General features: G+C 68.0%; 21 protein-coding genes, 1 tRNA gene and 1 pseudogene. 10 read left to right on the forward strand and 13 right to left on the reverse strand.

Features of this window, described 5'->3' with window-relative positions:
• Window positions 1-362: 362 nt before the first annotated feature.
• Window positions 363-444: transfer RNA gene (locus NJ1_RS27295), tRNA-Leu, on the forward strand.
• A 372-nt stretch (window positions 445-816) separates the two neighbouring features.
• Window positions 817-1,032 (forward strand): hypothetical protein, encoded by a 216-nt coding sequence (locus tag NJ1_RS27300; protein ID WP_157574236.1) that lies wholly within the window; start codon window positions 817-819, stop codon window positions 1,030-1,032.
• Window positions 1,033-1,102: 70 nt separating this feature from the next.
• Here the strand turns inward: NJ1_RS27300 and NJ1_RS27305 are convergent, their stop codons facing one another.
• The 5 genes from NJ1_RS27305 to NJ1_RS27325 are packed head-to-tail and all read right to left on the reverse strand — an operon-like array spanning window position 1,103 to window position 8,239.
• Window positions 1,103-3,907: a DUF5682 family protein gene (locus NJ1_RS27305; RefSeq protein ID WP_174557126.1), complete on the reverse strand. Its 2,805-nt coding sequence runs from the start codon at window positions 3,905-3,907 to the stop codon at window positions 1,103-1,105.
• Window positions 3,904-5,016 carry an ATP-binding protein gene (locus NJ1_RS27310; protein ID WP_067699478.1) on the reverse strand — a complete coding sequence of 371 codons (1,113 nt, stop codon included), beginning with the start codon at window positions 5,014-5,016 and terminating at the stop codon, window positions 3,904-3,906. The genes NJ1_RS27305 and NJ1_RS27310 overlap by 4 nt, the downstream gene beginning before the upstream one ends.
• A gap of 9 nt (window positions 5,017-5,025) precedes the next feature.
• On the reverse strand, window positions 5,026-6,414 hold the full coding sequence (locus NJ1_RS27315) for a vWA domain-containing protein (protein WP_067699481.1): 1,389 nt from the start codon (window positions 6,412-6,414) through the stop codon (window positions 5,026-5,028).
• Window positions 6,411-7,772, reverse strand: coding sequence for a hypothetical protein (locus tag NJ1_RS27320; protein ID WP_245717605.1), 1,362 nt, complete (start codon window positions 7,770-7,772; stop codon window positions 6,411-6,413). Before NJ1_RS27320 ends, NJ1_RS27315 begins: the two co-directional genes overlap by 4 nt.
• Before the next feature lie 14 nt (window positions 7,773-7,786).
• Complete coding sequence (locus tag NJ1_RS27325; protein WP_245717606.1) at window positions 7,787-8,239, reverse strand: hypothetical protein; 453 nt, start codon at window positions 8,237-8,239, stop codon at window positions 7,787-7,789.
• A gap of 408 nt (window positions 8,240-8,647) precedes the next feature.
• Here NJ1_RS27325 and NJ1_RS40690 point away from each other — a divergent pair, with 408 nt between their 5' ends.
• Both NJ1_RS40690 and NJ1_RS27330 read left to right on the forward strand, forming a co-directional pair.
• Complete coding sequence (locus NJ1_RS40690) at window positions 8,648-8,824, forward strand: hypothetical protein (RefSeq protein WP_245717607.1); 177 nt, start codon at window positions 8,648-8,650, stop codon at window positions 8,822-8,824.
• Between the two features lie 31 nt (window positions 8,825-8,855).
• Entirely contained in the window at window positions 8,856-9,797 is a 942-nt protein-coding gene (locus NJ1_RS27330) for an alpha/beta hydrolase (protein ID WP_067699486.1), read from the forward strand.
• Window positions 9,798-9,845: 48 nt separating this feature from the next.
• Here the strand turns inward: NJ1_RS27330 and NJ1_RS27335 are convergent.
• From NJ1_RS27335 to NJ1_RS27350, 4 genes and pseudogenes are all read right to left on the reverse strand, one after another.
• Window positions 9,846-10,661 (reverse strand): annotated as a pseudogene (locus NJ1_RS27335) (amidohydrolase family protein); the annotation flags it as partial.
• Between the two features lie 207 nt (window positions 10,662-10,868).
• Complete coding sequence (locus NJ1_RS27340; protein WP_157574238.1) at window positions 10,869-11,219, reverse strand: hypothetical protein; 351 nt, start codon at window positions 11,217-11,219, stop codon at window positions 10,869-10,871.
• A gap of 149 nt (window positions 11,220-11,368) precedes the next feature.
• Window positions 11,369-11,797, reverse strand: a complete 429-nt coding sequence (locus tag NJ1_RS27345; protein WP_067699490.1) for a hypothetical protein — start codon at window positions 11,795-11,797, stop codon at window positions 11,369-11,371.
• Window positions 11,798-11,898: 101 nt separating this feature from the next.
• Window positions 11,899-12,720 carry an NADPH-dependent oxidoreductase gene (locus NJ1_RS27350; RefSeq protein ID WP_067699493.1) on the reverse strand — a complete coding sequence of 274 codons (822 nt, stop codon included), beginning with the start codon at window positions 12,718-12,720 and terminating at the stop codon, window positions 11,899-11,901.
• 183 nt (window positions 12,721-12,903) lie between these two features.
• Here NJ1_RS27350 and NJ1_RS27355 point away from each other — a divergent pair, with 183 nt between their 5' ends.
• Window positions 12,904-13,479, forward strand: a complete 576-nt coding sequence (locus NJ1_RS27355; protein ID WP_067699495.1) for a TerD family protein — start codon at window positions 12,904-12,906, stop codon at window positions 13,477-13,479.
• Between the two features lie 84 nt (window positions 13,480-13,563).
• Here the strand turns inward: NJ1_RS27355 and NJ1_RS27360 are convergent, their stop codons facing one another.
• The gene (locus tag NJ1_RS27360; protein WP_067699498.1) at window positions 13,564-14,172 is read right to left on the reverse strand and encodes a TetR/AcrR family transcriptional regulator; all 609 of its coding nucleotides are present in this window, start codon (window positions 14,170-14,172) and stop codon (window positions 13,564-13,566) included.
• Window positions 14,173-14,300: 128 nt separating this feature from the next.
• Between NJ1_RS27360 and NJ1_RS27365 the strand changes: the two genes are divergently transcribed.
• Together NJ1_RS27365 and NJ1_RS27370 are read left to right on the forward strand one after the other, a co-directional pair.
• A complete protein-coding gene (locus NJ1_RS27365; protein WP_067699500.1) occupies window positions 14,301-15,236 on the forward strand; it encodes a metal-dependent hydrolase in 936 nt (311 codons plus the stop codon).
• Window positions 15,236-16,396 (forward strand): DUF7802 domain-containing protein, encoded by a 1,161-nt coding sequence (locus NJ1_RS27370; protein WP_067699502.1) that lies wholly within the window; start codon window positions 15,236-15,238, stop codon window positions 16,394-16,396. Before NJ1_RS27365 ends, NJ1_RS27370 begins: the two co-directional genes overlap by 1 nt.
• A gap of 42 nt (window positions 16,397-16,438) precedes the next feature.
• On the opposite strand, the gene NJ1_RS27375 is transcribed toward NJ1_RS27370, so the two are convergent.
• The 3 genes from NJ1_RS27375 to NJ1_RS27385 all read right to left on the reverse strand — a co-directional run bounded on the left by NJ1_RS27375 (window position 16,439) and on the right by NJ1_RS27385 (window position 19,577).
• Window positions 16,439-17,527, reverse strand: coding sequence for an NAD(P)-dependent alcohol dehydrogenase (locus NJ1_RS27375; protein ID WP_067699503.1), 1,089 nt, complete (start codon window positions 17,525-17,527; stop codon window positions 16,439-16,441).
• 165 nt (window positions 17,528-17,692) lie between these two features.
• A complete protein-coding gene (locus tag NJ1_RS27380) occupies window positions 17,693-18,418 on the reverse strand; it encodes a hypothetical protein (RefSeq protein ID WP_157574240.1) in 726 nt (241 codons plus the stop codon).
• 133 nt (window positions 18,419-18,551) lie between these two features.
• A complete protein-coding gene (locus NJ1_RS27385; protein WP_067699507.1) occupies window positions 18,552-19,577 on the reverse strand; it encodes a GGDEF domain-containing protein in 1,026 nt (341 codons plus the stop codon).
• 138 nt (window positions 19,578-19,715) lie between these two features.
• On the opposite strand from NJ1_RS27385, the gene NJ1_RS27390 reads away from it, so the two are divergent.
• The 3 genes from NJ1_RS27390 to atzF are packed head-to-tail and all read left to right on the forward strand — an operon-like array spanning window position 19,716 to window position 25,771.
• Entirely contained in the window at window positions 19,716-20,429 is a 714-nt protein-coding gene (locus tag NJ1_RS27390) for a GntR family transcriptional regulator (RefSeq protein ID WP_067699509.1), read from the forward strand.
• 3 nt (window positions 20,430-20,432) lie between these two features.
• Window positions 20,433-24,044, forward strand: coding sequence for an urea carboxylase (uca, locus tag NJ1_RS27395; RefSeq protein ID WP_067699511.1), 3,612 nt, complete (start codon window positions 20,433-20,435; stop codon window positions 24,042-24,044).
• Window positions 24,041-25,771: an allophanate hydrolase gene (gene atzF, locus NJ1_RS27400; RefSeq protein WP_067699513.1), complete on the forward strand. Its 1,731-nt coding sequence runs from the start codon at window positions 24,041-24,043 to the stop codon at window positions 25,769-25,771. Before uca ends, atzF begins: the two co-directional genes overlap by 4 nt.
• The last annotated feature ends 2 nt before the right edge of the window (window positions 25,772-25,773 follow it).

Genomic DNA, 25,773 nt, shown 5'->3' on the forward strand with positions numbered 1-25,773 from the left:
CGGCCCCCTCAGGGCTGGGCCACGCTCACGGTGCGCAGGTGTTCCTCCGGCCATCTGGCCCTGGTAAATGGCGAGGATTCCACAAAATCATGAGGATCTCCTCATGTTTGTGTTTCGTCCCGGCGCTTACTCCTGAGTATTTCTGTACGTCCGTACCAGAACTGTCAGAAACATGACCCTCCCTCATGTTTGAACCCGCTGGTGAGCCTGGTTACACGGGTGAAGGAAATGTGAGGCCCCCTCATATTGCCAGTTACCAAATCGTTATAACCGCAGGTAGGGTTACCGACCAGTACGCCACGCCCGCCCGGTGCTTCGCGATCCCGGATATGCCCGGTAAAGTTTGGACGGTCGTACCATCAGCGCGAGTGGCGAAATTGGCATACGCGCCAGATTTAGGTTCTGGTGTCCACGGACGTGCGGGTTCAAGTCCCGCCTCGCGCACAACAAACTGACAGGTCTCGCGAATCCCCAGGGGTTCGCTCCCCTGCACTCCAGCCCGCTATTTCGGGACAATTCACGCGCAGCCGCTACCAATCGGCAACCTCGAATCGGCCACCCGCCCAACATCGTTCGAGCGACACGGTTCCCACCCCTCGCTCGATCACGCCGAACGGCCCTCCCCTACCTCGGAGCGTCACTCGCCGGGTGAGCGCGGCGGGTCCGGAGTGGGGATGCGCCCTCCACCGAGGGCGTGCGGGAGCAGACGAAAGCGCAAGCCACCAGAATCACCTGCGCCCCACCGCTGGCCGGCCCCCTGCGGCCCGGTGATGATGTGACGACGGCACCGAGCCGGTGATCGACAGGGGTCAGGAATTGACGAATGTTCTGGTCGGACTGGCGGTCCTGGACGTCGCGGTGATGATGCTGCTGATCATCGCCTACCGAATTCCCCCGCTCGCGCACAAATTGCAGGCCACCGCTGCGATGCAACGGTTCTGGCGGGCGAACTGGCCGACCTTTCGCAGCGTGATCCCCTGGTTGGTTCTGGTAGGAACCTTCGGCCTGGTGGGGATCGGATATCTGCTCTGATCCGGTGGATCGGCGGCACCGACGGAAGTGGCCGCCCGCGGGGTGCGGGCGGCCACGGGGGTCCTCGATGTCAGGCCGGCGTGCCGGAGGGCAGGAGTCGGGACGCCAGGGCTTGGGTGGTGGCCGGGAAGCGGGCCAGCAGGTCGGCCGCCGCGGTATCGGCGGGTGGGGACTGCTGCTGCCAGGCGCCCTCGAGGCCGAGCAGTGCGGCGAGGGCGTCGCAGGTGTCGGGGTGCTCGGCCAGCAGGGTGGTGGCCGGTCCCGAAGCAACCGGCACCGGTCCCGTTGTGGGAGTGACTGTTTCGGCCGACCAAGGCGGGATGAAGGCATCGACGGCCGGGAGCGCCCCGGGGAAGGTGCGGCCCGCCTCGCGAACCAGGCCGGGGATGAGGTCCCCGGCCTGGGCTCGCAGGGTGGTGATGAGGGTGGGCAGCCAGGGCAGGAGCACCTTGTCGGGGAGGGTGCCGAAGGCTTTCGACAGCAGTTCCACGACAAAGGGTTTCAGCGCCGGAGCCGGATCGATGGCTTGGACGAAACCGCCGACGTAGTGCGGGACCGTGGGCAGCACCAGCGGGTTGGCGAGCATGGCGTCGCAACGCTCACGCAGTTCGGTCATGGTGAGCAGACCCAGCTGGAAGCGGGCCGCCCACAGCAGGGCGACCTTGGCGGGCGCCTCCGGGTGCGATTGCAGGACAGCCAGTTCCAGCTGGGTGTGATCGCAGCCCAGGGACAGGGCCAGGTTCTCCATGCCGAACAGGAACCCGAGCATGGCGGCGACCTGTGCGGGTCCGGTCTCCTCGTCGGTGAACGCGGTGGGCAGCAGGGTGCAGTAGTGCGCGTATCCGGCTGTCACGAATCTGCCGCACCAGGCGGGCAGGCCCGCCTCGGTGGAGCGGAAATAGTTGAGCAGCAGTCGAATCCGGCGCAATACGGCGGGCGCGCCGTCCACGGTCCGTTCGGTCGCGAGCAGTTCGACCGCGCGGGAACCGAGTTCGTCGGCCAGACGAACCGAGCCCAGATACAGCAGGGCGTCCTCGACCGCGCCCAGCGCCACCGCGGCCGTCGCCTCGGGTGCGTGCACCGCACGGCGCAGGCGCTGCTCGAGCACCTGCTCCACCGAGACGCCCTCGTAGCCCAGCTCCACCAGCGAACGCTGATACTTGCCGAGTCCGAGATCCCAGCTCTCCTGGATGGAGGATTCACCGAGGCCGCGCGAGCCCATGATCGGCCGAACAGCGTCCTGCGGCAGCAGCTTTCGCAGCATCCACAGCAGATCCGAGCACGGTCGCAATTCCGGATTCGACTTCAGATCCAGCAGGGCGCGCTGCAGCGTGCGCTTGGACAGATCCAGTCCGAGCGGCTGCAGCCGGTCCAGCACGTCGCGGGCCAGCGGCGGCAGCGCCTCGTACCCCACCTGCCCGATGCGATCGCCGCCGAGCAGGATCTCGCACAGCCTGCGCACATCGCGCCGGCCGGGCACCTTGTCCTTCTCGATGCAGGTGACCGCGGCGTCCTGGAAGTCGTACGGCGTCGGGCGAGCCCGATTCCGCAAGCCCGCCAACAGGATCGAATGCTCGAACACCGCGATGGCGTCGGCGGTGCTGGCCAGGTAACCGTTGCGCCGTGCCAGCCGGACGATATCGACCGACCACTCGAGCAGTTCGGCCTCGTCCAGTGGATCCAGAACCGCTGGGCGGGAGAGGAATCCGGACAGCTGATCGCTGACCTCGGTCTCCCGTTTCGCGACGCCGAGCGGCTTCTTGGCGCGAGTCTTGCCGCTCTTCTGCCCGGCGAGCCGAAACGACGCCAGCGCGCCCCGCCGCAGCCCCTTGGCCCAGGTGGCCGCGGCGATCGATACCGCGCCGCCGGCCAGGCCGAACTGATCCTCGATGGCCGAGTGGCTCGACGGGATCAAGCCGTAGTGCCACTTGGTGTCCGAGCGCGGGGAGATCTCGAACGGCGCGTCCGAGGCCAGACCGAACTGCTCGACCCGGCTCGCGGCATGCGCCGCGCCGCAGATGTACAGCGCCGTGGCCGGATCCGCGCCGGTCGCGGCGAGGTGTTCGCGCATGCGCGTCCACATGTACCGCTCGCGGTCCTCGTCCTCGGTGAGGCTGCCGCGCCGCAATCGGCGGAACAGACTGCCGATCATCACCATGACCTGCCGATAGGTGTCGTAGTCGGCGTCGACGAGCGGCTGTTCGACGTACTGATCCCACCACTCGGACCAGTGCCGGACCTTGCCGTGGTGCAGCAGGTACTCCTCCAGCTCCGCGAAACGCGGCCGCAGGTCACCGATTTCGATGCCGACGGCCTCGCCGTGCAGGCCGTCGCCGACCGGAGTCGTTCCGCCCGGGGCGGATTCGGGCTCCGGCTCGTCCTTGGGCGCCCACTGGAACACGTGGTCGGTGGACCGATCCACCAGCACCAGTTCCACCCCCGGCGTCTCGAGCGCGTAGGCGATGGCCTGGTACTCCGCCGAGGATTCGGTGATCGGGGCGACGATCGAGAGCGGCGCCCACTCGAGCGGAAAGTCGGCGACCTCGGTGGCGAAGGCCTGCAGCGCCACCGGGAGCCGGCAGTTGGTCAGCTCGTCCAGCAGCGGACGCAGATCCTCGCACAGCTCCAGATAGATGACAGCGGGCTGCTTCTCGCGCAGCCGCCGCACCATGGCGAGCCCCGAGGCGGGTGAATGATGGCAGACCGGGAAGATCTCCAGCTGTTCCGACAGCGCCCGGTCGACGTCGTCGACGATGCCCGCCAGGATGTCTCCTGCCGCGCCGGGTGCGCCCGCGAACGTCGCGGCCGCGTCCACCAGCTGATCACGCAGAGCGGCAAAGGTGTTCGGCGCGCGGCGAATCTCCTCGACGGTCACGACAGTCTCGCGATCGCCGCTCGGCCGCCCTCGAGGAACTCGCCCCACGCGCCGCCCTCGGCCTTGCTGCGCGGCTCGACCACACCGTGCAGGTACTTGTTCAGAATCGCCAGATCCTCGGGAGTACGCCGAGCCAGGGATCCGACGAGCGAACCGGCCAGCGTCTCGGCCTTGAGCTCACGCTTTCCGAAGAACTGGCTGTGCAGGATCGCGTCCTCGAGCACACCGATCTGCTCGGCCGTGGACAGCGCCGATTCCAGCTTGTCGTCGTCATTGGTGGCCGCGGAGGCGGCAGCCCGCAGATCCGCGAAGCTGTCCAGCAGGATGTCGAGCAGCGTGGGCGGCAGCTCGAGCTCGATCTGGTGGCGGCGCAACAGTTCCGAGGTCCGGAACCGCACGATCTCCGCCTCGCTGCGCTTGTTGGCCACGATCGGAATGCGCACGAAGTTGAAGCGCCGCTTGAGCGCCGAGGACAGATCGTTCACTCCGCGATCACGGCTGTTGGCCGTGGCGATGATGGAGAAGCCGGGCTGCGCGAACACCACGTTGTCGTCGTCGAGTTCCGGGATGGACACGTACTTCTCGGACAGGATCGAGATGAGCGCGTCCTGCACATCGCTGGTGGACCTGGTCAATTCCTCGAAGCGCCCGATCACGCCCTGCTCCATGGCGGTCATGATCGGCGAGGGGATCATCGACTCACGCGACTGCCCCTTGGCGATGACCATCGAGATGTTCCACGAGTACTTGATGTGGTCCTCGGTGGTGCCGGCGGTGCCCTGCACCACCAGCGTGGAATTGCGGCTGATCGCCGCCGAGAGCAGTTCGGCCAGCCAGCTCTTGCCGGTGCCGGGATCGCCGATCAGCAGCAGACCTCGATCCGACGCCAGCGTCACGATGCTGCGTTCGACGAAACTCCGGTCGCCGAACCACTTCTGCTCGACCTCGCGGTCCAGGCCGTCGGCCCGTTCGGAGCCGAGAATGAACAGCCGGATCATCTTCGGGCTCAATCGCCAGGTGTACGGCTTGGGGCCGGTGTCGATCGATTCCAGCCAATCGAGTTCCTCGGCGTACTTGACCTCGGCGGGGGCGCGCAAAACGTCGTTCATGGTGCTCTCCTAGTCGATGAAGTTCTTGAGCTCGTGCACGAGCTTCTGGATGCGCCCCGAGAGAACCGGGGTACCGAGGGTTTTGAAGCGCTCCCGGAACCACGGGTTGACGCTCTGATGACCGGAGCTGTTCACCGAGCCGACCGGGATGAACTTCACCCCGGAGCGATGCAGCGCCTCCATGCTTTCGTACAGTTCCTGGCACTGCCATTCGTAGAAGTCCGAAATCCACACCACCACTGTATTTTTCGGGTCCTCGACCTTCGGCTGGGTCAGCGTCATGGCGACCCGGCCGTCGGTTCCGCCGCCGAGTTTCGTGCGCAGCAGCACCTCGAAGGGGTCGTGCACCCACGGGGTCAGATCCAGCGCGTTGGTGTCGTAGGCGACCAGATGGACGTCCACCTTGGGCAGGCCCGCGAAGATCGAGGCCAGAATGGTGCAGTTCACCATGGCGTCGACCATCGAGCCGGATTGGTCGACGACCACGATCATCCGGGCCGGCACGGTGCGCTTGGCGGTGTGCCTGTAGTACAGGCGGTCCACGTAGAGCCGTTCGTCCTGCGGATTCCAGTTGGGCAGGTTCTTCCAGATGGTGCGATCCACATCGAGATTGCGCAGGATGCGCTTGGGCGGCACCGATCGGTCGAGGGTGCCCACGCTGGTCTGCGCGACCTGGGTGCGCAGGACCTCCGCGACCTGATCGACGAACCGCCGGATCAGAGCCTTGGCATTGGCCAGCGCGACACCGGACAGATTGTGCTTGTCCCGCAACAACTGTTCGATGAGCGACATGCTCGGCGTGAGCTGCCCGGCCAGGTTCGGATCGGCCAGCACCTCTCGCAATCGCATGCGGGAGACCAGACCCGCTTCCAGTTCGGCCAGGACTCCGGCGACCTCACCGGCGTGCTCGTGCCCGAGGGTGCGCCGCAGCCAGCCCGCGTCGGACTGCCAGCCCGAGAGCTGCCCCGCGCTCACCGCGCCGGAACCGGTGGCGAACACATTGAGCAGCAGCTTGGAAACCAGTGCGGCGGTGCGCACATCCTCCGCGCCGATCGCGGCAGTCGGCTCGTCGCTCGTGAGGCCGGGCCCCTCGGCGTCGGCCGCGGTCTCGCCGGTCGCCGCAGGGTCGCTTTCCGCCTCCGCGGTGGAGGAAGACGATTCGGTTTCGGCCGCAACCGAATCGGTGAAGTCGAGACTCTCGAACTCCGCCTTCATGTCCGGAAACCGTTGCACCACGGTGTCGATGGATACGCCCGGGTCCAGCACCGCGAGCGGCAGGCCCAGATCCGCCACGATGCCCGCGCTCGCCGACTCCAGGGTGGGCTGCTGATCATTGGCGAAGACGCCGGCCAGCAGGCGCCAGTACAGGATCTGGCGTCGTGTCTCGTGCTGTGTCATTTGCGCAGCAACCGTCCCGCCCGCTCGCGAAGCACCGCCACGGCATCGCCCGACTTCGCTTGCGCCTTGGCGATTTTCGGGTCCGTCGGCCCGAGCGCCCAGTCACCGCCGTGGATATCGGTGACCACGCCCTTGACCTTGCGCCGCACGGCGAGCGGGCGCACCGACCAGCCGTTCGCGTCCCAGCGCAGCAGACCGATCATGGCGCTGGAATTGCGCACCGCGACATCGGTGAGCGGTCCGCTCGGCGGCAGCGCGCCGAGCTCGACCGGCACCCGCTGTCCGTCCGATTCCAGTGCGCCGTCGCTGATCCGGTAGTCCTGGAACAGCACCGGTTCGGCGATGTGCACCGGATCGCGATCCAGTGGCGGAACGGCCGGAGCCTGCGCCTGCGGCAGCAGCACGGTGGCCGTGACGAACGGATCGGCTTGTTCCCCGGCCTTCGCGTGATCGTCCTGCCAGAGCAGATCGCCCGACGCGGTCAGCGGCATATCGGTGAGTTCCAGCACCCGGTGCTGAGCGAGTGCTGTCAGCAGTTGCGGATGCGCGCCGAGCAGCTGCCAGATCGCCGGTCCGACAATGGTGTTCACCTTGGCCGCGGCGACCGAGACCCGAACTCGCCGAGCCGGTGCGCCCGCGGTTTCCACTACGCCGTGCACCTGCGCCTGCACGGCGGTGCCGTGCTCGTGCACATCCACGCCGAGCACCAGCAGCCGACCCGATACCTGCTCCGCCACGGCGAATTCGGTTCCGCGCCACGACAACAGCAGTGCCCGGGTCCACAGATCGGCCCAGCGCCGCACGGGCAGCCGATCGGCCGTCGCGATCGGCGACGAGGCGCTCAGCTCGGCGGTGAAGCCGTCCAGCAGAACCGCGAGCCGGCGCAACGCGGGCTCGGCCAGCAGCGCCTCCACGGTCTTGTCCGCCGCGGACACCAGGTCGTGATCCACCCCGCGCCAGCCCGCGATGGCCAGCTCACCCAGCCAGGCCCTCGACCCCACCGCGAGCGGGCTGGGCGCGGACTCGACCGGTGGGCATTCCCACTCGAATCGGTTGCGGCCCAGCGCTTTGTCCGCCTGCTCGAGCAGCGCGTCGTGCACCGCGCCCAGTAGCGCGGACCGGGCCGCGGCCAGAGCCGACAACTGTTCCGGCGCGATGGCGCCGGTGCTCAGTTTCGCTACGGCCTCGGCGACCGGCACGGCCAGCGGCGATCCCGCCACGGCACCGGCCAGCGCGGCCAGTGCGGCGTTCTGCCGTTCGGACACCCGGGCGAAGCCGTCGACGAGCGCGGTGTCGAAACCGGCTATCATCTCCAGCGCCGCACTGACGCCCTCCGAATTCTCCTGCAGCACTTGCACTCCCACTCCCCGCATCAGCGATCCACCCCCGCCGGGAACCACTGCAACTCCGGAATCGGCGACGCGCTGCCGGGCAGTTCCAGATAGGCCAGATGCCGCAGGAACCGGCTGAACACCGCGGCGGCCGGAGCCGGATCGCGAGTTCCATTGAGGCAGGAGGCGAGTCGCCCGCCCTCGGGCACCTCCACCCGCAGGAACCGGGCCACGCGCTCCTGTCCGTACTGCAGCACGGCCTCGTCGATGAGCGAGTCCAGATGCTTACAGGTCCAGCCCTGGTTCAACCCGCCGCACGGGCGATTGTTGTTGGTGCTGCAGCTGAGTCCGTGCGTTCCCGCGGTCACCGATGCCACGTACACCCGTGAGATATCGGAGCCGCTGGACACCACGCCCTGCAGCCGCCCGTCCGCCAACTCCACGAACGGAACCTTGTTCAACTTACGCGGCGCCACCGCGGGCAATACCCGCACTACAGAGGCACTTTCCCACACTGGTTGCTCCGGTGTGGCGCTCGGATTCGAGACCATCGTTCTCCCTCCCGGTCGATCACGATGGGCACAAGGTATGCGACCCCACCGACAAGTCCGAAACGGCCCCCGGCAACACACCCGCACGGACTCGGAATGCGCAGTACGACAGGCAATTCCGCCGCCGTGGCCGCTGCTCACGCGCGCCCGGCGAACCGGGAACCGGGCTGCCGGAACGGACTCGGAGAACCTCCGCGCCGGGCCCTGCGCGCGGTCGCGTCCGGCGGGCCGACTCTGTCGTACCGACGTGCGAGAGTTGACCAGATGCACCGGCCGCTGTCTCGAGGGCCCGCGCGACGGTGACGCATCGACCCGGGGGAGGACACATATGGGGGCGCAACGGTGGGCAGAGTGGCGACAACCATCGGCGGCGAGGCAGTGTTCGCGCGGGCGCCTCGGCGGCGTCGGGCTGATGGAGGTGGCGTCACTGTCGCGAATCCGGGATTGGCTGCGGCGTTCGAGGACGGCACTCTCGAGGACGGCGGTCCCGAGGACAGCGCCGCCGGAAAGATCGGCGAACGCCGGTGAGCCCCGGGCTGTTTCCGGGTACAACGAACAAGTGACCGCTTCGAAGCTCTGTGCCCTAGTCGCGTGTGCCATCGCCGCCTCCGTCGTTCTCGTCCGGCCCGCCTGTGCGGCGCCGCAGGCCGTGGAGGTGGTCGACGAGGTGTCGATCGGGGACCGCATGTCCCGCATCGACGTCTATTCACCGGCGATGAACCGGGTGATCTCCAACCGGGTGATCCGGGCCGCGGGCGACGGCCCCGCGCCGACGCTGTACCTGCTCACCGGAGCCGGCGGCGCGGAGGACGGGATCTCGTGGTGGGACGACACCGACGTGCGGGACTTCTTCGCCGACAAGCACGTCAACGTCGTGCTGCCGACCGGCGGCGCGTTCAGCCTCTACACCGATTGGCTCGCCGACGACCCGATCGCCGGACGGAACCGGTGGCAGACCTACCTCACCCGGGAGTTGCCCGCCGCGGTGGACACGCAACTCGGCACCACCGGACGCAATGCGATCGGCGGGGTGTCCATGAGCGCCGGATCGGCGATCGATCTCGCCGTGCAGGCGAGCGATGTGTACAGCGCGGTCGCGTCCTACAGCGGCTGCCCGTGGACCTCGGATCCGGCGGGTATCGCCATGGCGAGCGCGGTGGTGATGCGCGGCGGCGGCAATCCCGCCAATATGTGGGGATCGCCCGGCGGCGAGGTGTGGCGCTCACACGATCCGTCGATCAACGCGGGCCGGCTCGCGGGCAAGACGGTCTACCTCTCGGCCGCCTCCGGCATTCCGGGCCCGATCGATCGGGGCGGCATCCCCTCCCCGATCATCGAGGCGATCGCGAGTTCCTGCACCGGATCCTTCGCCGCGCGTCTGACCGACCTCGGCATGCCGCCGATCTACCTCAACCGGCCGCTGGGCTCACACACCTGGGGTCAGTTCGAGACCGACCTGCACGATTCATGGCCGCACCTGGCCCGTGCCATCGGGGCCTGATCGGCCGGTGCCATCGGCGTCTGATCGGCCGGTGCCATCGGGGCTCGATCGGCCGGCCAACCCGAACACCCGGCGGGCGTTGCCGTCCAGGTACAGCTCGCGCACCTCGGCGTCGAGCCCGAGTTCGTCCACGCCCTCGAGGGCGTGTTCCGGGACGATCATCGGATAGTTGGTGCCGAACAACACCTTTCGCCGGCCGCCGCGGGACTTCAGATACGAGATCAGCTCCGGCGGAATGCGTTTCGTGGTGTACGCCGAGGTGTCGATGACGACGTTCTCGTGCTTGCGGGCGACCGCGATCATCTCCTGGGTCCACGGGTAGCCGATATGCCCGCACACGATGGTCAGTTCCGGAAAATCGAGCGCGACCTGATCGATGTACGGAATGGGACGGCCCGGCTCGGACGGCCGCAGCGGGCCCGTGTGGCCGACCTGCGTGCAGAACGGGATGCCGAGTTCCACACAGGCGGCGAAGAGCGGATAGAACCGGCGATCGGTGGGCGGGACCTCCCACAGCCACGGGAGCACGCGAAGACCCTTGAATCCCTGCGCGACTCGCTCGCGCAGTTCCCGAATCGCGTCCATCGGCTTGCGGATGTCGACCGACGCGATCGGATGCAGCCGGCCCGGCGCCTGCCCCGCCCACGCCGCGACCTCGTCATTGGAGATCAACACTCCCTCCGGCGCGCTCCAGGCGGAGATGAGCGCCTCGTCCACCCCGCCCGCCGCCATCGCGTCGAGCGTGGCGGACAGCGGAATCTGCTGCGCCGGTATCGATCCCCCGGTCCAGCGGCGCAGGGAGTCGAACATATCGTGAGCGAGAAATCGCGAGGTGGGATGCTGTGCCCAGACGTCGACGGTCATACGACGGTTCCTGTTCCTCGTGCGGACAGCGGTCTGGCATCAATCGAACACGCCGTCTCGTCCCCGTGGGGAAATTGTCTCGCCCCCATGGGGAAATTCGTGGTGCACAGCAGCCCTCCGGTGCGCACTCCGTCCGACGCAGGCCCTGCCGGGACATGACAGTGCCCCCGTGCGGAATTCCACACGGGGGCACGATGCGCGTCCGGGTCAGTTGACGGTGAAGACCCAGGAGCCGCTGCAACCCCAGCGGACGTTGTTCTGGTCCGGCTCGAAGCGCCAGTCGCCCGCGGGGCCGATGACGTTCCAGTCACCGTCCGAGGTGGCGATCGCACGGTCGTTGTCCGTGAGAATGGTGGTGTCCCACGGGCTGATGGTCCACGAGTTGCCCTTCCACAGCCGGTTCTTCAGCCGGATGTTCAGGACGTTGGGCGTGTTGTTCTCGACCACCAGGCAGGCGTTCGGATGCGGATCGGCCTGCGCGGGAGCCGCGAAGACGACCAGCGGGGCGGCGAGGACTGCGGCGGCGAGGCCGATTCTGGCGACGAAACTCGACTTCATGATGTTCCCCCTCTGCACCACGAGATGTGTGGTGCGAATTCCCTTGAACCGGTGAAACTTTCCGGCCCGCACACCATATTTATAGTCGCGCCGACTTTCAAGATCCTGACGGGAACCTTAAGACCGCCGCCGATGCCCCCCTGCGCGAACTAGCCCGCGGAGCCGGTCAGCAACTTCACCAGATCGCCCACCCCGGAAGGGATTCCGGTCGAGCTCTCGGCGCGGCCGGGGACGTTCACCGACACCGAGGAGGTGTAGCTGCCCTGGGTGATGGTGACCGTGTACTTGGCGTTGGCGGCCGGCTTCCACTGCGCGCTGGCGGTGCCGCCGCTCGGGGTGACGCCCTGGGCGATGATCGCGCCGTCGACCGAGACCGTGACCGGCGCCGTCGCGTCGGTGCCCGACACCTTGGCGCTGATCGTGCACGCGGTGGCCGCGACGGTGCAGTCCGCGCCCGCCTGGGCACCCTCGACCTTGATGCTGTCTATGTTCGCCGAGGCCGGGGCCGCCAGCAGCACGGGAGCCGCCAGTGCCGAGAGGCTCACTGCCGCGAGGGCGCCGATCGAACGTTTCGTCATGATGTCACCATTTCCTTCCGGTGACCCTCGCGGTCACCGAGGCGAACATTAGTGAAACGTCTTCATTTCAGGGCGGGAAAGGCGAAAACGATTTCCCGATATCAGAACAAACGGAACCCGTGATTCGACAGCGATTCGCGGAGCCGATCACGGCCATTGAGACTCGCGGCCGACTTCAACCGGTTCAGCACCCGTTCGGTCCACGAGTGCGCCAGATCCTGCTCGGCGTAGAACTGGGCGATCCGCTGCTCGTACACCGCGACGTGCCTACGCTGCTCGGCCAGCTCATAGGTCTCGTGATGGAACACCGCGGCCTGCGGCAGCCGCGGCTTGACCCGCGCCTTCTCCTCCGGATCCGGATGCCCGACCACGAGACCGAACGCCGCGAACACCTGCTGCGGCAGATTCAATTCCGCCGCAACACGTTCGGGCTGATTGCGCAGCGCGCCGATATAGACGGTGCCCAATCCCACCGATTCCGCCGCGACCACGGCGTTCTGCGCCGCGAGCGCCGCGTCCACGAATCCGACGAAACTCGATTCGAGATAGTCAGCGCCCTCCAGCGGCGAGTTCCGATCGGCCGCCAATTGCCGCAGCCGGGCGAAATCCGCCGTGAAGACCAGCAGCACCGGCGCCTGCAGGATGTGTTCCTGCCCGCCCGCCAATTCCGCCAGTCGCGCCTTGCGCTCGGGATCGCGCACCGCGATCACGCTCCACACCTGCAGATTCGAGGAGGTGGGTGCGGACTGGGCCGCCGAAATCAGCAGTCGCAGCGTGTCATCCGAAACCGGGGTATCGAGATAGCGGCGGACCGAGCGATGCTCGTGCAGCACCTTTAGCACCGGGTTCCAGTGAGCCGGAGTCCCCGGATCGGTCTCGCGATAACGTTGCCACAGCGCCTCGGTCGGCGCGTCCACACTCATGCGCTCATTCTGGCCAGGCCCGCGCGCCGCGTCTGCGATTACCCGCAGCCCGAGTAGAACTCGGAATATCCCTGTACCAGCAGTTTTCGGCTCATCGATGCCCTCGGCGGCAAAAAATCCATACAGTGATACCTGGGAGTGCGCCGGACGTCGGACGCCACCACGATGTGATAGGAGATCAGCATGGGTGTCAGTCTGACCAAGGGCGGCAACGTTTCACTGACCAAGGCGGCTCCGAACCTGACCGCGGTAGCCGTCGGCTTGGGCTGGGATCTGCGCACCACCACCGGAACCGACTTCGACCTCGACGCCAGCGCCATCGGCCTGGGCGCGGACAAGAAGGTCGTCACGCCCGGACACTTCGTCTTCTTCAACAACCTGAAGTCCCCCGAGGGCGCCATCGAGCACGCCGGCGACAACCGCACCGGTGAGGGCGAGGGCGACGACGAGGTCATCAACGTGGATCTCGCCAACACCCCGCCCACCGTCGAGAGCATCGTGTTCCCGGTCTCGATCTACGACGCCGACACTCGCGCACAGAGTTTCGGCCAGGTCCGCAACGCCTACATCCGCGTCGTGGATCGCGCCAACGGCACCGAGCTCGCGCGCTACGACCTGTCCGAGGACGCCTCCACCGAGACCGCGATGATCTTCGGTGAGCTGTACCGCAACGGCGCCGAGTGGAAGTTCCGCGCCACCGGCCAGGGCTACGCCTCCGGCCTGGCGGGCATCGCCACCGATTTCGGCGTCGCCATCTGAGCGATTCCTTCTCGCGAGGAACGCGCACGATGAATTCAGGACCGGCCTTCGGACCGGTCCTGAATTGCGTTCAGGGCCCCTCGTTCACAGCCCCTGCTGTGCCGCGATGCCGGGGCCCATCCAGCGGCGCAGGTAGCGACGGAGTTCGTCGTCGGATCGGGGCGGATCGCCCGGGGAGACGAAGAAGGACTGCATGGTGCGCAGGGTGTATTCGACGAGATCCTCGAGGGCGGCTTCGTCGTAGCCGTAGCGCGGCCAGTCCACGTCGAAGCGGTGGATCATCGTCATGCCGAAGATCTGTGCCTCGTCGGAGGTCATCCCCTCGGGGTGCGCGCTGGAGTTGGTCGTGGAGAGCACGATGCCCAGATGCGGGGTGCGGCGGACCTCGGCCAGGGTGAACACGACGGCCTCGGTCATGGCCTCGACCGGATCTTCGAGCCCGGCGACCTGGGCGGTGAGCCGATCGAGGAACCCGGCCACCGAGGCGGTCGCCGAGGCGCGAATCAGCGCGTCGGCACTGGGGAAATAGCGGTAGACGGTCTGGCGGATGACCCCGAGTGACTCCGCGACGTCGGCGATGCTGATCTCCGCACCGGTGCGGGCGATGAGATCGACTGCGGCAGCGACGATTCGACGCGACGCCTCCTCGTCGGTGTCCGGCGGGCTTCCGCCCCATCCGCGCCTTTTCGCCATCGCACGACGCTATCAGGGGACCTGGCCGCGATTGTTATCATACACGTCAGCGGATCAGTGTATGTTGACTCGGCAGCACCCCGTGGGGCAACCGGAGCCCACGTGAGAAAGACGAGGTATCGCCGAAAATGACGGATCTGATCGTGCGGAAGATGAATTTCGCCTTCGAGGACTACGACGTCCCCTTCCTCTGGAACGAGGAGAACCCGGCCTTCTCGAGCATGGCCAACGCCGTCTCGTTCCTGGCCATCGGGTTCGAGAAGATGATCGTGAAAATGATCCTGCAGACCAAGCCGCTGATCACCGATCCCGAGGTGGCCGAGGAAGCGGACGCGTTCATGCGCCAGGAGGGACAGCATTCCGCGGCGCACCGCCAGCACGTCCGGGGACTGATCAGGAGCTACCCGGGATTGCAGGAGACGCTCGATCTGGTGATCGGGGAGTTCGACCGGCTCACCGCGGAGACCCCGCTGAAGTACCGGCTCGCCTACACCGCCGACCTCGAGGCCACCTTCACCTCGGTGTTCAAGCTGATGCTCGACAACGAGGCGTCGCTGTTCCGTCCGGGCGACGATCGGGTCGCCTCGCTGTTCATCTGGCACTTCGTCGAGGAGGTCGAGCACCGCAGCTCGGCGCTGATCATCTTCGAATCCGTCGTCGGCAGCGATCTCTACCGGATGCGCGTCGCGCCGTCGATCTTCAAGCACGTGATGAAGGTGATCCGGATCGCGTGCGCGGGCTTCAACGAGCATGTGCCACTGGAGGATCGAAAGTCCGACGCCATGGCGATGTTCGCCTCGTACCGCAACAAGCAGAAGCTGATGAGCCTGCTGCCGGGCTCACGGGCGCGCGACAACGGGCCGATGCCGCGCGCGTTCGATCATCTGCCGCTCGGTGAGCAGCTCGTCGCGCTCAAGGGGATCATCCGCAGCCAGCTGCCGAAACATGATCCGGCACACGAGACGCTCCCGGCGCTGGCCGATGTGTGGTTCCGGCGCTACGAATCGGGCTACGACGTGTCGCACTGGTACACCGCCGACACCATCGCCACCGAGGTGAAGTGATGTCCGAACACTGCGCATCCACCTTCGAACAGCTCGCGAACTCGCTGGGCTTCTCGTGTGCCGAGGCGGGCGGGCCGGTCGAGTTCCGCAATCCGTTCGGGCTGGAGAACTGGACCCTGCCGGTGCTCGAGGTGACCATCATCCTCGGATCGATCCTGGCACTCGTGCTCGCGGTGATCCGCCTGCGCCGCAACGGCGATCCGACTCCCCTGGTGCTCTGGTTCGGCGCTACCGCATACCTTTTCATCATCGAACCGCCGCTGTACTTCCCCGCGGCGTTCGGCATCGGGGACAGCGTGGACACCATGTTCGCGCACAATGTGTTCACGGTGGACTTCCTGTGGGGACGACTGCCGCTGTACATCGTCGCCATCTATCCGTTCATGGCGACCATCGCCTACGAGATCGTCCGCATGCTGGGCGTTTTCACCAAGCACGGCGCACTGGTCGGCGCGGCCTGCGTCGGGTTCGTCCACCACGCGTTCTACGAGATCTTCGATCACATCGGGCCGCAGCTGCGCTGGTGGGAGTGGTCGACGGACAATCCGCTGAACCAGCCCATGTTCGATTCGGTTCCGCTGCCGAGCGTGGTCGTCTTCGCCGCGCTGTGGCCGATGTCGCTGGCGTTCTGCGTACGGTGGTTCGTCGGCCGTCAGGTGGATGCGGGGCAGAGCTTCACCGGAATCCAATTGGTGTGGCGCACAATCGTTATCGGCCTGCTGGCGTCGCTGGGCACGTTCATCCTGCCGCTGCCGGCGACGGTGATCGGCATGGCGGGCGACACCGTGCGCGGTGTGCTGTACGCGGCCGAGCTGATCGTGCTCACGCTGGTCGCCGTTCCGGTGCTGCTGCGGCAGTGGGCGAGATCGCGTGCGGAGGGTTCCGGCGAGCCCGCGAACGACTTCGTGCGGATCTACAGCGTGGTGTATCTGGCGGTGATGGCGCTGCTGTGGGCGACCGCCCTGCCCGATTTCTTCGACGCGACGAACGGGGTGACGAGCAACGGGGATCCGGTGGGCAACCTCTGGTACACCCTCGCGTGCTTCGTCGTGGCGATCGCGTGTGTGGCCGGTGTGTTCACCGTGCGGCGCGGCACGGGGATCACCTCGGGCACAACGGGTTCGGCGCCTGCCGTGGAGATGCCCGGCGTCACCGCGTGAGCCTGGTCCGGCCCGGCGAGCTCGCCGGGCCGGACGCACCGCTCAGAAGACCAGCACCGGCTTGATGGTCGCGCCGGTTTCGGCATCGTGGGCCGCGGTGTTGATCTCGGCGAACGGGTAGCTGCGCACGATCCGCTCGATCGGGAACTTCCCGGCCCGATGCCATTCGATCAGCTGCGGGATGAATTCCTGTGGGTCGCCACTGCCTTCGATGCAGCCGCGCACCGCCTTGCCGTTGCCGATCAGGTGCCCGATCTCGAAGTCCATCGAGGGCTCGCCGAGCCCGACCAGCACCAGGGTGCCGCGTGGCGCGACGGCCTGCAATGCCTTGGCGATCACGGGGTTCAGGGCGGTGGTGTCCAGCGCGTAGGTGGCTCCGCCGCCGGTGGCGGCCTGCACCTGGGCCACGACATCCTCCGCGGCGCCGTCGATCACGGTGGTGGCGCCGAGTTCCTTTGCCATGGCCAGTCTTTCGGCCGACAGGTCCACGGCGACCACGTTCTCGACGCCGAGCGCCCGCGCGGCCAGCAGGGCCGACATGCCCACGCCGCCGACGCCGAAGATCGCGATGGAGTCCTGCGGAGCAGGGCGCATCACATTGGCGACCGCGCCCGCGCCGGTCTGCACACCGCAGCCGAAGGCCGCGCTGGCGACCAGGTCCACATCCTCGTCCACGACCACGACATTGCGGCGGGAGACCAGCGCGTGCGTCGCGAAGCTGGACTGCCCGAAGAACGCGCCCATCACGCGCTCGCCGTCGATGCTCAGCGGTGAGGTGAAATCCGCGCGCCCGCCCGAGGTGTTCAGCATGACGAATTCCTGGCAGTAGGACGGCGTGCCGCCCTCGCACTGCGCGCACGATCCGCAGCTGTTGTAGGTCAGCAGGACGTGATCGCCGATCCGCACATCGGTGACGTCCGCGCCGATCGCCTCCACCACGCCCGCGCCCTCGTGGCCGACCACGATCGGCAGCTCCGGCGGGAACACGCTCTTGGTGACCAGGTCGGTGTGGCAGACGCCCACCGCGAGGATGCGAACGACGACCTCGTTCGGACGCGGATCCTCGAGCGCCAGGGTCTCCAGCGTGAAGGGCGCTTGCGCCCCGCGTGCGACAGCTGCGGTGATGTCCATACGCGAACTCTCCTTCGAGCACGGCGGACCGCCTGTCGCGCCGATCGGCCTCAGGCTATCGAGATCGGCACCAATTTTCTAGAACGCGTTCCACCTACTGGATCAGGTGGTTGACCCTTCCCACTGGAACAGGTTCTGGACTTCCCTAAACAGCGGGTCCGCGCCTCAGAACTCGCGTGAGGCCGCGCGCCATTCGGGAAGGGCATCCGGATCCGCGCGCAGATACTTCAGGCTCTGCTTCATGTAGACGCGAGGGTTGGTATCCAGATACTGGGCCCAGGCGGGCTTGGGATCGCCACGCATCAATGTCCAGCAGGCCAGCGCGTACCCGTACAACGGCTGCGACAGATACCCGAGGCGCTGCCACCGCCACCCGCCCTGCCCCTGCGAGAACTGGAAGGCCGCGTTCGCGGTGAACACGCCCAGTCCGAGATACACCGTGGCCAGGTCCGTGAGCTGCTCACCGTCGTGTCGATCCCAGCCGATCCGCCGCTCCCCCAGCAGCCGCTCGTGCGCCAGCTCGTGCGCGACCGTCGCCACCAGCTCGAGCGGCGAGCGCATCCGCGTCAGGTCGATCGACACCACCGCCCGCCCGGCCTCCTGCCGATAGTGCCCCGGCTCCCCGTGCGAGACCCCATCCGGAAAGGCCAGATACTCCGGCAGGGGATCCGCGTCCGAGTGCACCTCGACGATCAACCGGTCCCGTCCCACCCCCATGAACTCGCCGACCACGTCCACCAGCGACCGAACCTCGCCGTCGGTCCCGGTGAACGCCTCGGGAAACGATGCCGAATCCGGCAGCACCACCGGCGTCCGCAATGTCCTGGCTCCGAATTGCGTTGCACACCAGCCGAGCATCTCTTCGACCCACAGGCGCTCCAGCTCCCCCACCGGACACCGCGGCCTGAAAATTCCCACGCCACATTATGTGACGCCGACTCCCCGCCCGCTCGGTGCGGCAGAGGTACTCCTCGGCCCGGCGCCGCGCGGACGACGCGCGAGGGCCGTGATGGGCCGGGCGAGGCTAGCGGTGGCCGTCGGGGGTGCGGGCGGTGCGAACCACGTTGCGGCTGTGTTGTTTCGCGGCGTGCAGGGCGCGATCGGCGGCCGAGAGGAGGTCCGCGGCCGGGATGCCCGGAGTGGCGGCGACGCCGATGCTGACGGTGACCGGCGAGGGCCAGGTTCGGGCGGCCGCCTCGATATCGGTGCGGAGACTCTCGGCCCAGATGGTGGCCTGGGCGGCGGTGACGTAGGGCAGGATGACCGCGAATTCCTCACCGCCGGTTCGGGCCACCAGGTCTCCGGGGCGCACGTGGGCGGTCAGGAAGTCGGCCAGTTGTCTCAGAACCAGGTCGCCGGTGGTGTGGCCGTAGGTGTCGTTGATGTCCTTGAAGCGGTCGACATCGAGGAACCACAGGGCGAGCGCGGCGGTGCCGGGAATGTAGGCGGCGATCTCCTGATCGAGACGCTCGGTGAACTGGCGCCGGTTGGCCACCCCGGTGAGCTCGTCCCGGCGGGCCTGGCGATCCAGGGCGGTCACCAACCTGGTGATGCGCCGCCGCATGTGAACGATGACGATGCAGATCAGGATCAGCGACGCGCTGACCTGACACCACAGCGCGAACGTGCGCGAATCCGAGTGCAGGAAGCCGCCGAGGCCGAAGATCCCCACGGCGGCGGCCGTGATCAGCACGGCCTCGCGTTGTCCCAGCAGACATCCCGCGTAGACCACCGACCACACCATCAGACTCTCCCCGGTGTCCGGGATGGTGCCGAGCACGATGACCAGCAGCGGCGCGAGATACACCAGTCCGCGCGGAGTGCGCCGTCCCAGCAGCAGCATCAGGACGCCGAGCGCCCCGATGGCCGCGCAAAGGAGATGGACGTCCCGGACCAGGTCCGCGGGGATCAGTGCCCGCGCGAACGCCGCGGTCAACGCCGCGGCGGCGATCAGCATCCAGCCGCCGGCGTAGGGAACCATCCGGGAGTTGTCATCCGTAGCGCCGGATTCGACACGTTCCCACACCGCCGCACCACGGGTCTGGTCCATCGTTCCAGCGTGTCATAGACGAATCGCCGAATCGGGCACGACACGGGCTGATCCGAGAGCCTGCCGGTGAGGACTTGCTAACCGAGCGGTTACGCGAATTGATTCTCGGGAAACGAGTCGTCCTTAGCGTATACACCCATGTCGACAACCCTGGACACGCGTTCGGATTCCGCCGGCGGCCATCTGCGTGACGTGGTGTACGCCACCCTGCGCGATGAACTCATGAACGGCCGGATCAAGTTCGATCACCGCCTCACCGAGCCGAAAGTCTCGGCCCGCTTCGGTATTTCGCGCACACCGGTACGAGAAGCCTTGGCCATGCTCTGTTCCGACGGCCTGCTGCGTCGCGAGGACGTCGGCTTCAGCCCGGTACGACCGAGCATTCCACTGGTGCGCGACCTGTACGAACTCCGGATCACTTTGGAACTCAGCGGAATTCAGCGCGCCATCGACAATCCGGGCCTGGTGCACGACCACGAGCTGCTGCGACTGGAACGAGAACGCTGGCTGGCGTTCCGGGCCGATCCGCCGCCGCAGGAGCCGGGTTTCGTGGTCCTGGACGAGGAATTCCACGTCGCGCTGCTTTCGGCGGGCGGCAATGGCGAACTGGTCCGGACACTGGTGGCGGTGAACGCCCGCATCCGCCACGTGCGGATGTACGACTTCATGGTCAACAACCGCGTCGAGGTGACCATCGCCGAGCACCTCGCGATCCTGGATGCCGTTCTGGCAGGGGATCTTCCGCTGGCACACGAACTGCTGCGCCTGCACATCGGGGAATCCCTCGAGGTCGTGCTCGAACGCGTCACCAGCGCCATCGTCGCGATGTCCCTGGCAACCGAACAGGAGTGACCGGTGAGTTCGAGTTTCGACACCGTGCTGATCGCCAATCGCGGTGAGATCGCGTGCCGCATCATGCGCAGCGCCCGGGAGCTGGGACACAAGACCGTCGCGGTGTACTCCGAGGCGGATCTCGGTGCGGCACATGTGCGAATGGCCGATGCCGCGATCCTGCTCGGCCCCGGACCGGCGGCGCAGTCGTATCTGTGCGCCGACCGGGTGATCGACGCGGCACTGGCCAGCGGCGCCGGCGCGATCCATCCCGGGTACGGATTCCTGTCCGAGAACGCCGATTTCGCCACCGCCGTGGCGGACGCGGGGATCGCCTTCGTCGGCCCCACGCCCGAGCAACTGCGGGTCTTCGGCGACAAGCACACCGCGCGCGAGGCCGCCCGCGCGGTCGGCGTGCCCCTGGTTCCGGGCACCGGCATCCTGGATTCGGTCGAGCACGCCGTCGCCGAAGCCGAGGGCATCGGCTATCCCGTCATGGTGAAAGCCGTTGGCGGCGGCGGTGGTATCGGCATGCAGGCCTGTTTCGACGCCGCCGAACTACGTCGGGCCTATGAGCGGGTCCAGCGGCTCGCGATCGCGAATTTCTCCTCGGCCGGTGTGTTCCTGGAGCGCTTCGTGGCCCGCGCCCGGCACGTGGAGGTGCAGCTGTTCGGCGACGGCCGGGGCCGGGTGGTCAGCCTGGGCACCCGCGATTGCTCACTGCAGCGCCGCAATCAGAAGGTGATCGAGGAGGCGCCCGCGCCCGGCCTGTCCGACGAGGTCGTCGCCCAATTGCTGGCCTCCTCGCGGGAACTGGCGCGCTCGGTCGGCTACCGCTCCGCGGGCACCGTCGAATTCGTCTACGACACCGAGCGCGGCGCGGCCTCGTTCCTCGAGGTGAATACCCGTCTGCAGGTGGAACATCCGGTGACCGAGGCGATCACCGGGGTGGATCTGGTGGCCTGGATGCTGCGGCTCGCGGGCGGTGACACCGGTCTGCTCGACCAGGTCCCCGACTCCGGGCCCGCGCTCACCGGCTGGGCGGTGGAAGCCCGCGTCTACGCCGAGGATCCCGGCCACGACCATCGCCCCAGCGCCGGATCGATCACCGAGACACGGTTTCCCGCCGAGGCTCGGGTGGACACCTGGATCGGCACCGGGACCGAGGTCAGCTCCCACTACGATCCGCTGCTGGCCAAGATCATCACCCACGGAACGACCCGCGACGAGGCGTTCGACCGCCTGAGTTCGGCGCTGAGCGAGACCCGCGTCTACGGCGTGCAGACGAATCTGCCTCAGCTGCGGGCCGCCTCGCTCGCGCCGGTGATCCGCGAGACCGCACACCACACCGGCACGCTCGCCGATCTGCCGTGGTCCAGCCGTCGCATCGATGTGCTCCGGGCCGGGACCATGACCACCGTGCAGGACCATCCGGGCCGAATCGGACTGTGGGAGGTGGGAATTCCGCCCTCCGGGCCGATGGACGATCTGTCCTTCACCCTGGCCAATACCGCCGTCGGCAACGATCCCGGCGCACCCGGGCTCGAATGCACGCTACAGGGCCCGCGCCTGCGCTTCGCCGGAGCCGCCCTCGTGTGCGTCACGGGCGCGCCCACCCTGCTCACCCTGGACGGTGAACCGGCGCCGATGTGGGAACCGGTCCCCGTCGAGGCGGGAGCCGTGCTCGATATCGGCGCGCCGTCGGACGCCGGGCTGCGCACCTACCTGGCGATCCGCGGCGGCATCGACGCCCCGCTGTATCACGGCAGCGCATCCACTTTCGCGCTCGGCGGATTCGGCGGCGTCACCGGCAAGGCCGTGGCCGACGGCGACGTGCTCGGCATCGCCGCCACCGAACCCGTCCGCGCGCCCGAACCCGTTCCCCCGCAGCACCGTCCGCTCTTCACCCACGAGTGGCAGCTCGCGGTGGGCGAGGGTCCGCAGACCGCGCCCGCCTATTTCACCGACGCCGATATGACGCGGTTCTACGCGCATTCGTGGCGGGTGGGCGCGCACGCCAATCGCACCGGTATCCGACTGGAGGGCCCGAAACCCGACTGGTCGCGCGCCGACGGCGGCGAGGCGGGCCTGCATCCGTCCAACCTGCACGACAACCCGTACAGCGTTGGCGCATTGAATGTCTCGGGCGACACCCCGATCCTGCTCGGCCCGGACGGCCCCAGTCTCGGCGGCTTCGCCTGCCCGCTCACCGTGGTGTCCGCACACCGCTGGAAGCTCGGCCAGCTGCGGCCCGGTGACTCGATCTCGTTCCTGCCCATCGGCGACGACACGGCCACCGCACTGCGCGCCTCGACCGCCACTCGGGCCACGGGCCTGCTCACCCACGAGGGTGCGGCCCTGCGGGACCGGGGCATCCTGGGTGGCCGCGCGCCGGACGCCGAGCGCCCGTCGGTGACCTATCTGCGCGGCGGCGACGACAATATCCTCGTCGAATACGGTGAGCGCGAGCTCGATCTCGGCCTGCGGATGCGGGTGCACGCCCTGGCCCGGGCGCTCGCCTCGGCCGCCCCGTCCGGCATCCTCGACGTGACGCCCGGCGTGCGGTCGCTGCACCTGCACTTCGATCCCGATGTGCTGCCGCAGTATCGGCTGCTGGGGGTCCTCGCCGAGCTGGAGGAACAGTTGCCCGCCACCGGGGATCTGGTGGTTCCGAGCCGGACCATCCGATTGCCGCTCTCCTTCGACGATCCCTCGATCGCGGAGGCCATCGACCGCTACCGCAACGGTATTCGCGACACCGCGCCGTGGCTGCCGTCCAATACCGAGTTCATCCGGCGGATCAACGGTCTCGACAGCGTCGAGGACGTGCGCCGGACGGTATTCGACGCCGAGTACCTGGTGCTCGGCCTCGGAGACGTGTATCTCGGTGCGCCGCTGGCGGTTCCGCTCGATCCCCGGCACCGCCTGGTGACCACCAAGTACAACCCGGCCCGCACCTGGACCCCCTCGGACGCGGTCGGCATCGGCGGCAAGTATCTGTGCGTCTACGGAATGGCCTCTCCCGGTGGTTATCAGCTGATCGGCCGGACCATTCCGATCTGGTCGAGCTACCGCCAGTCCGCGCCCTTCGAAGCCGGAACCCCGTGGCTGTTCCGGTTCTTCGACCGCATCGTGTGGGAGCCGGTGAGCGCGGAGCAGCTGCTCGAGCATCGCGCCGCCGCGCGGGCCGGGCGCTACGACGCCGATATCAGCGAGGGCGTGTTCGCGCTCGCCGATCATCTGACCATGCTCCGCGACAACGCCGAATCCATCGCCGACTTCGAGTCTCGGCAGGCGCGGGCCTTCGCCGAGGAGAAACGGGCCTGGCAGGCGGCGGGTGAATTCGACCGCACCGTGGTCGAACCGGTTCCGGTGGAACCGCACGCGGATCTGCTCGCCGACCTGCCGCCCGGCGCCGCCGTCGTCACCGCGCCGATGGTCGGCAACGTCTGGCGGGTCGACATCACTCCCGGACATCGGATCGACGCGGGTGATCCCGTCGCGGTGCTCGAGGCGATGAAACTCGAACTGCCCGTTCCCAGTCCGGCCGCCGGCACCGTGCTGCGGGTCTTCGCCGCGCCCGGCGCCAAGGTGGAACCGGGAACCCCTCTCGCTGTGATCGGAGTCGACGAATGAACGCCCATCAGCCTGACGCCACCACGCGGTTGTCACCGACCGCGCGCGTCGCGGCCGCCTACTCGCGCATCGCGGAGACCGATCGGCCCGAGGTGTGGATCACCCTGCGCGCCGAGGCGGACGTGCGCACCGAGGCCCTCGCGCTCGAGGACCGGCTCGCCGCGGGCGAGGTGCTGCCCCTGGCCGGACTGCTCGTGGCCGTCAAGGACAACACCGATGTGGCGGGGCTGCCCACCACGGCGGGGTGCCCCGAATTCGCCTACACCCCTGCCGATACCGCCTCGGCGGTGCGGCGACTGGTCACCGCGGGCGCACTCGTGCTGGGCAAGACCAACCTCGACCAGTTCGCCACCGGGTTGGTCGGGACGCGCAGCCCGTACGGCGCGGTGCGCAACGCCGCACACCCGGAGTTGATCTCGGGAGGCTCCAGTTCCGGTTCGGCGGTGGCGGTGGCGCTCGGCATCGCCGATGTCGGAATCGGCACGGACACAGCGGGTTCGGGGCGGGTGCCCGCCGCGTTCAACGGGATCGTCGGGATCAAGGCCACGCTCGGCGTCATTCCGGTGCACGGGGTGGTGCCCGCGTGCGCGGACTACGACGCGCTGACCGTCTTCGCGGCCACCCTGGATCTCGCCACCCGGGCCGCCGCCGTCATGGCGGGCCCCGAACCCCGCGACCCGCGCAGCCGAACCTGGCCGTCGGATGTCCCGCTGGCCGCGCCGCAGGTCCCGCGCCTCGCCGTTCCGGCGCCGTCGAACCTCGCTCCGCTGAGCGAGGCGTACCGAGAGGCGTTCGACCGCACGGTGGCCGCGGCCCTGGACGCGGGCTGCAAGGTCGAGCCGGTCGATATCGCGCCGCTGCTCGAGGCGGCACTGCTGCTCTACGACGGCGCGATCGTCGCCGAACGGCATGCCGCGGTCGGACAGTTTCTCGAAACCCGCCCTGCCGGAGCGGATCCCATCGTCGCGGCAATCATCGCGGCGGCCGCGAACACCACCGGTCCGGCCTTCGCCGCCGATCTGGACATCCTGGCCCGCGCCCGGGTCGCGGCGGCGACACTGCTCGAACCCTTCGACGCACTGCTGCTGCCGACCACCACCGAACACCCGAGCCTCGCCGCCGTCGAGGCCGATCCGATGGGGATCAACCGCCGCCTCGGCACGTATACCAACTTCTGCAATCTGCTCGATCTGGCGGCGGTGGCGATCCCCGGCTCGCGCACCGATACCGGCGAACCGTTCGGCGTGATGCTCGTCGTGCCCGCCTTCGCCGATCAGGTCGCCGTCGATATCGCCGCGAGACTCGGCAACGACTCCCCCGCACCGCTTCTGGTCGATCGCGGCGTGCACCTGGCGGTCTTCGGCGCACACCTGCGCGGCCAGCCCCTGCACTGGCAACTGGAGGAACTGGGAGCGCGTTTCGCCGGCACGGTCCGGACCACCGACGCCTACCGCCTCACCGCGCTGGCCACCACGCCGCTCAAACCCGGTCTGGTGCGCACGAATCCGGGCCAGGGCGCGCCCATCACCGGAGAGCTGTTCCTGGTCTCCGAGGCCGGACTGGGTCGCTTCCTCGCTGCCCTGCCGGCTCCGATGGCGCTGACCGGCATCGAACTGGAGGACGGGCGCTCGGTGGTCGGATTCACCGCCACCCATGACGCCACCGGAACCGCCGCGGACATCACCGGACACGGCGGGTGGATCGCGTATCTGAGCAGCATTCGCTGACT

This window comes from Nocardia jejuensis NBRC 103114 (genome assembly GCF_001613145.1).
GTDB classification, from domain to species: Bacteria; Actinomycetota; Actinomycetes; order Mycobacteriales; family Mycobacteriaceae; genus Nocardia; species Nocardia jejuensis.

Bases quoted from the DNA above. Each gene is read 5' to 3' on its own strand.
- NJ1_RS27310 (WP_067699478.1), bottom strand. From the start codon at position 5,016: ATGAACGACGTTTTGCGCGCCCCCGCCGAGGTCAAGTACGCCGAGGAA.
- NJ1_RS27315 (WP_067699481.1), bottom strand. From the start codon at position 6,414: ATGACACAGCACGAGACACGACGCCAGATCCTGTACTGGCGCCTGCTG.
- NJ1_RS27340 (WP_157574238.1), bottom strand. From the start codon at position 11,219: ATGAAGTCGAGTTTCGTCGCCAGAATCGGCCTCGCCGCCGCAGTCCTC.
- NJ1_RS27345 (WP_067699490.1), bottom strand. From the start codon at position 11,797: ATGACGAAACGTTCGATCGGCGCCCTCGCGGCAGTGAGCCTCTCGGCA.
- NJ1_RS27350 (WP_067699493.1), bottom strand. From the start codon at position 12,720: ATGAGTGTGGACGCGCCGACCGAGGCGCTGTGGCAACGTTATCGCGAG.
- NJ1_RS27355 (WP_067699495.1), top strand. From the start codon at position 12,904: ATGGGTGTCAGTCTGACCAAGGGCGGCAACGTTTCACTGACCAAGGCG.
- NJ1_RS27360 (WP_067699498.1), bottom strand. From the start codon at position 14,172: ATGGCGAAAAGGCGCGGATGGGGCGGAAGCCCGCCGGACACCGACGAG.
- NJ1_RS27365 (WP_067699500.1), top strand. From the start codon at position 14,301: ATGACGGATCTGATCGTGCGGAAGATGAATTTCGCCTTCGAGGACTAC.
- NJ1_RS27370 (WP_067699502.1), top strand. From the start codon at position 15,236: ATGTCCGAACACTGCGCATCCACCTTCGAACAGCTCGCGAACTCGCTG.
- NJ1_RS27375 (WP_067699503.1), bottom strand. From the start codon at position 17,527: ATGGACATCACCGCAGCTGTCGCACGCGGGGCGCAAGCGCCCTTCACG.
- NJ1_RS27385 (WP_067699507.1), bottom strand. From the start codon at position 19,577: ATGGACCAGACCCGTGGTGCGGCGGTGTGGGAACGTGTCGAATCCGGC.
- NJ1_RS27390 (WP_067699509.1), top strand. From the start codon at position 19,716: ATGTCGACAACCCTGGACACGCGTTCGGATTCCGCCGGCGGCCATCTG.
- atzF (WP_067699513.1), top strand. From the start codon at position 24,041: ATGAACGCCCATCAGCCTGACGCCACCACGCGGTTGTCACCGACCGCG.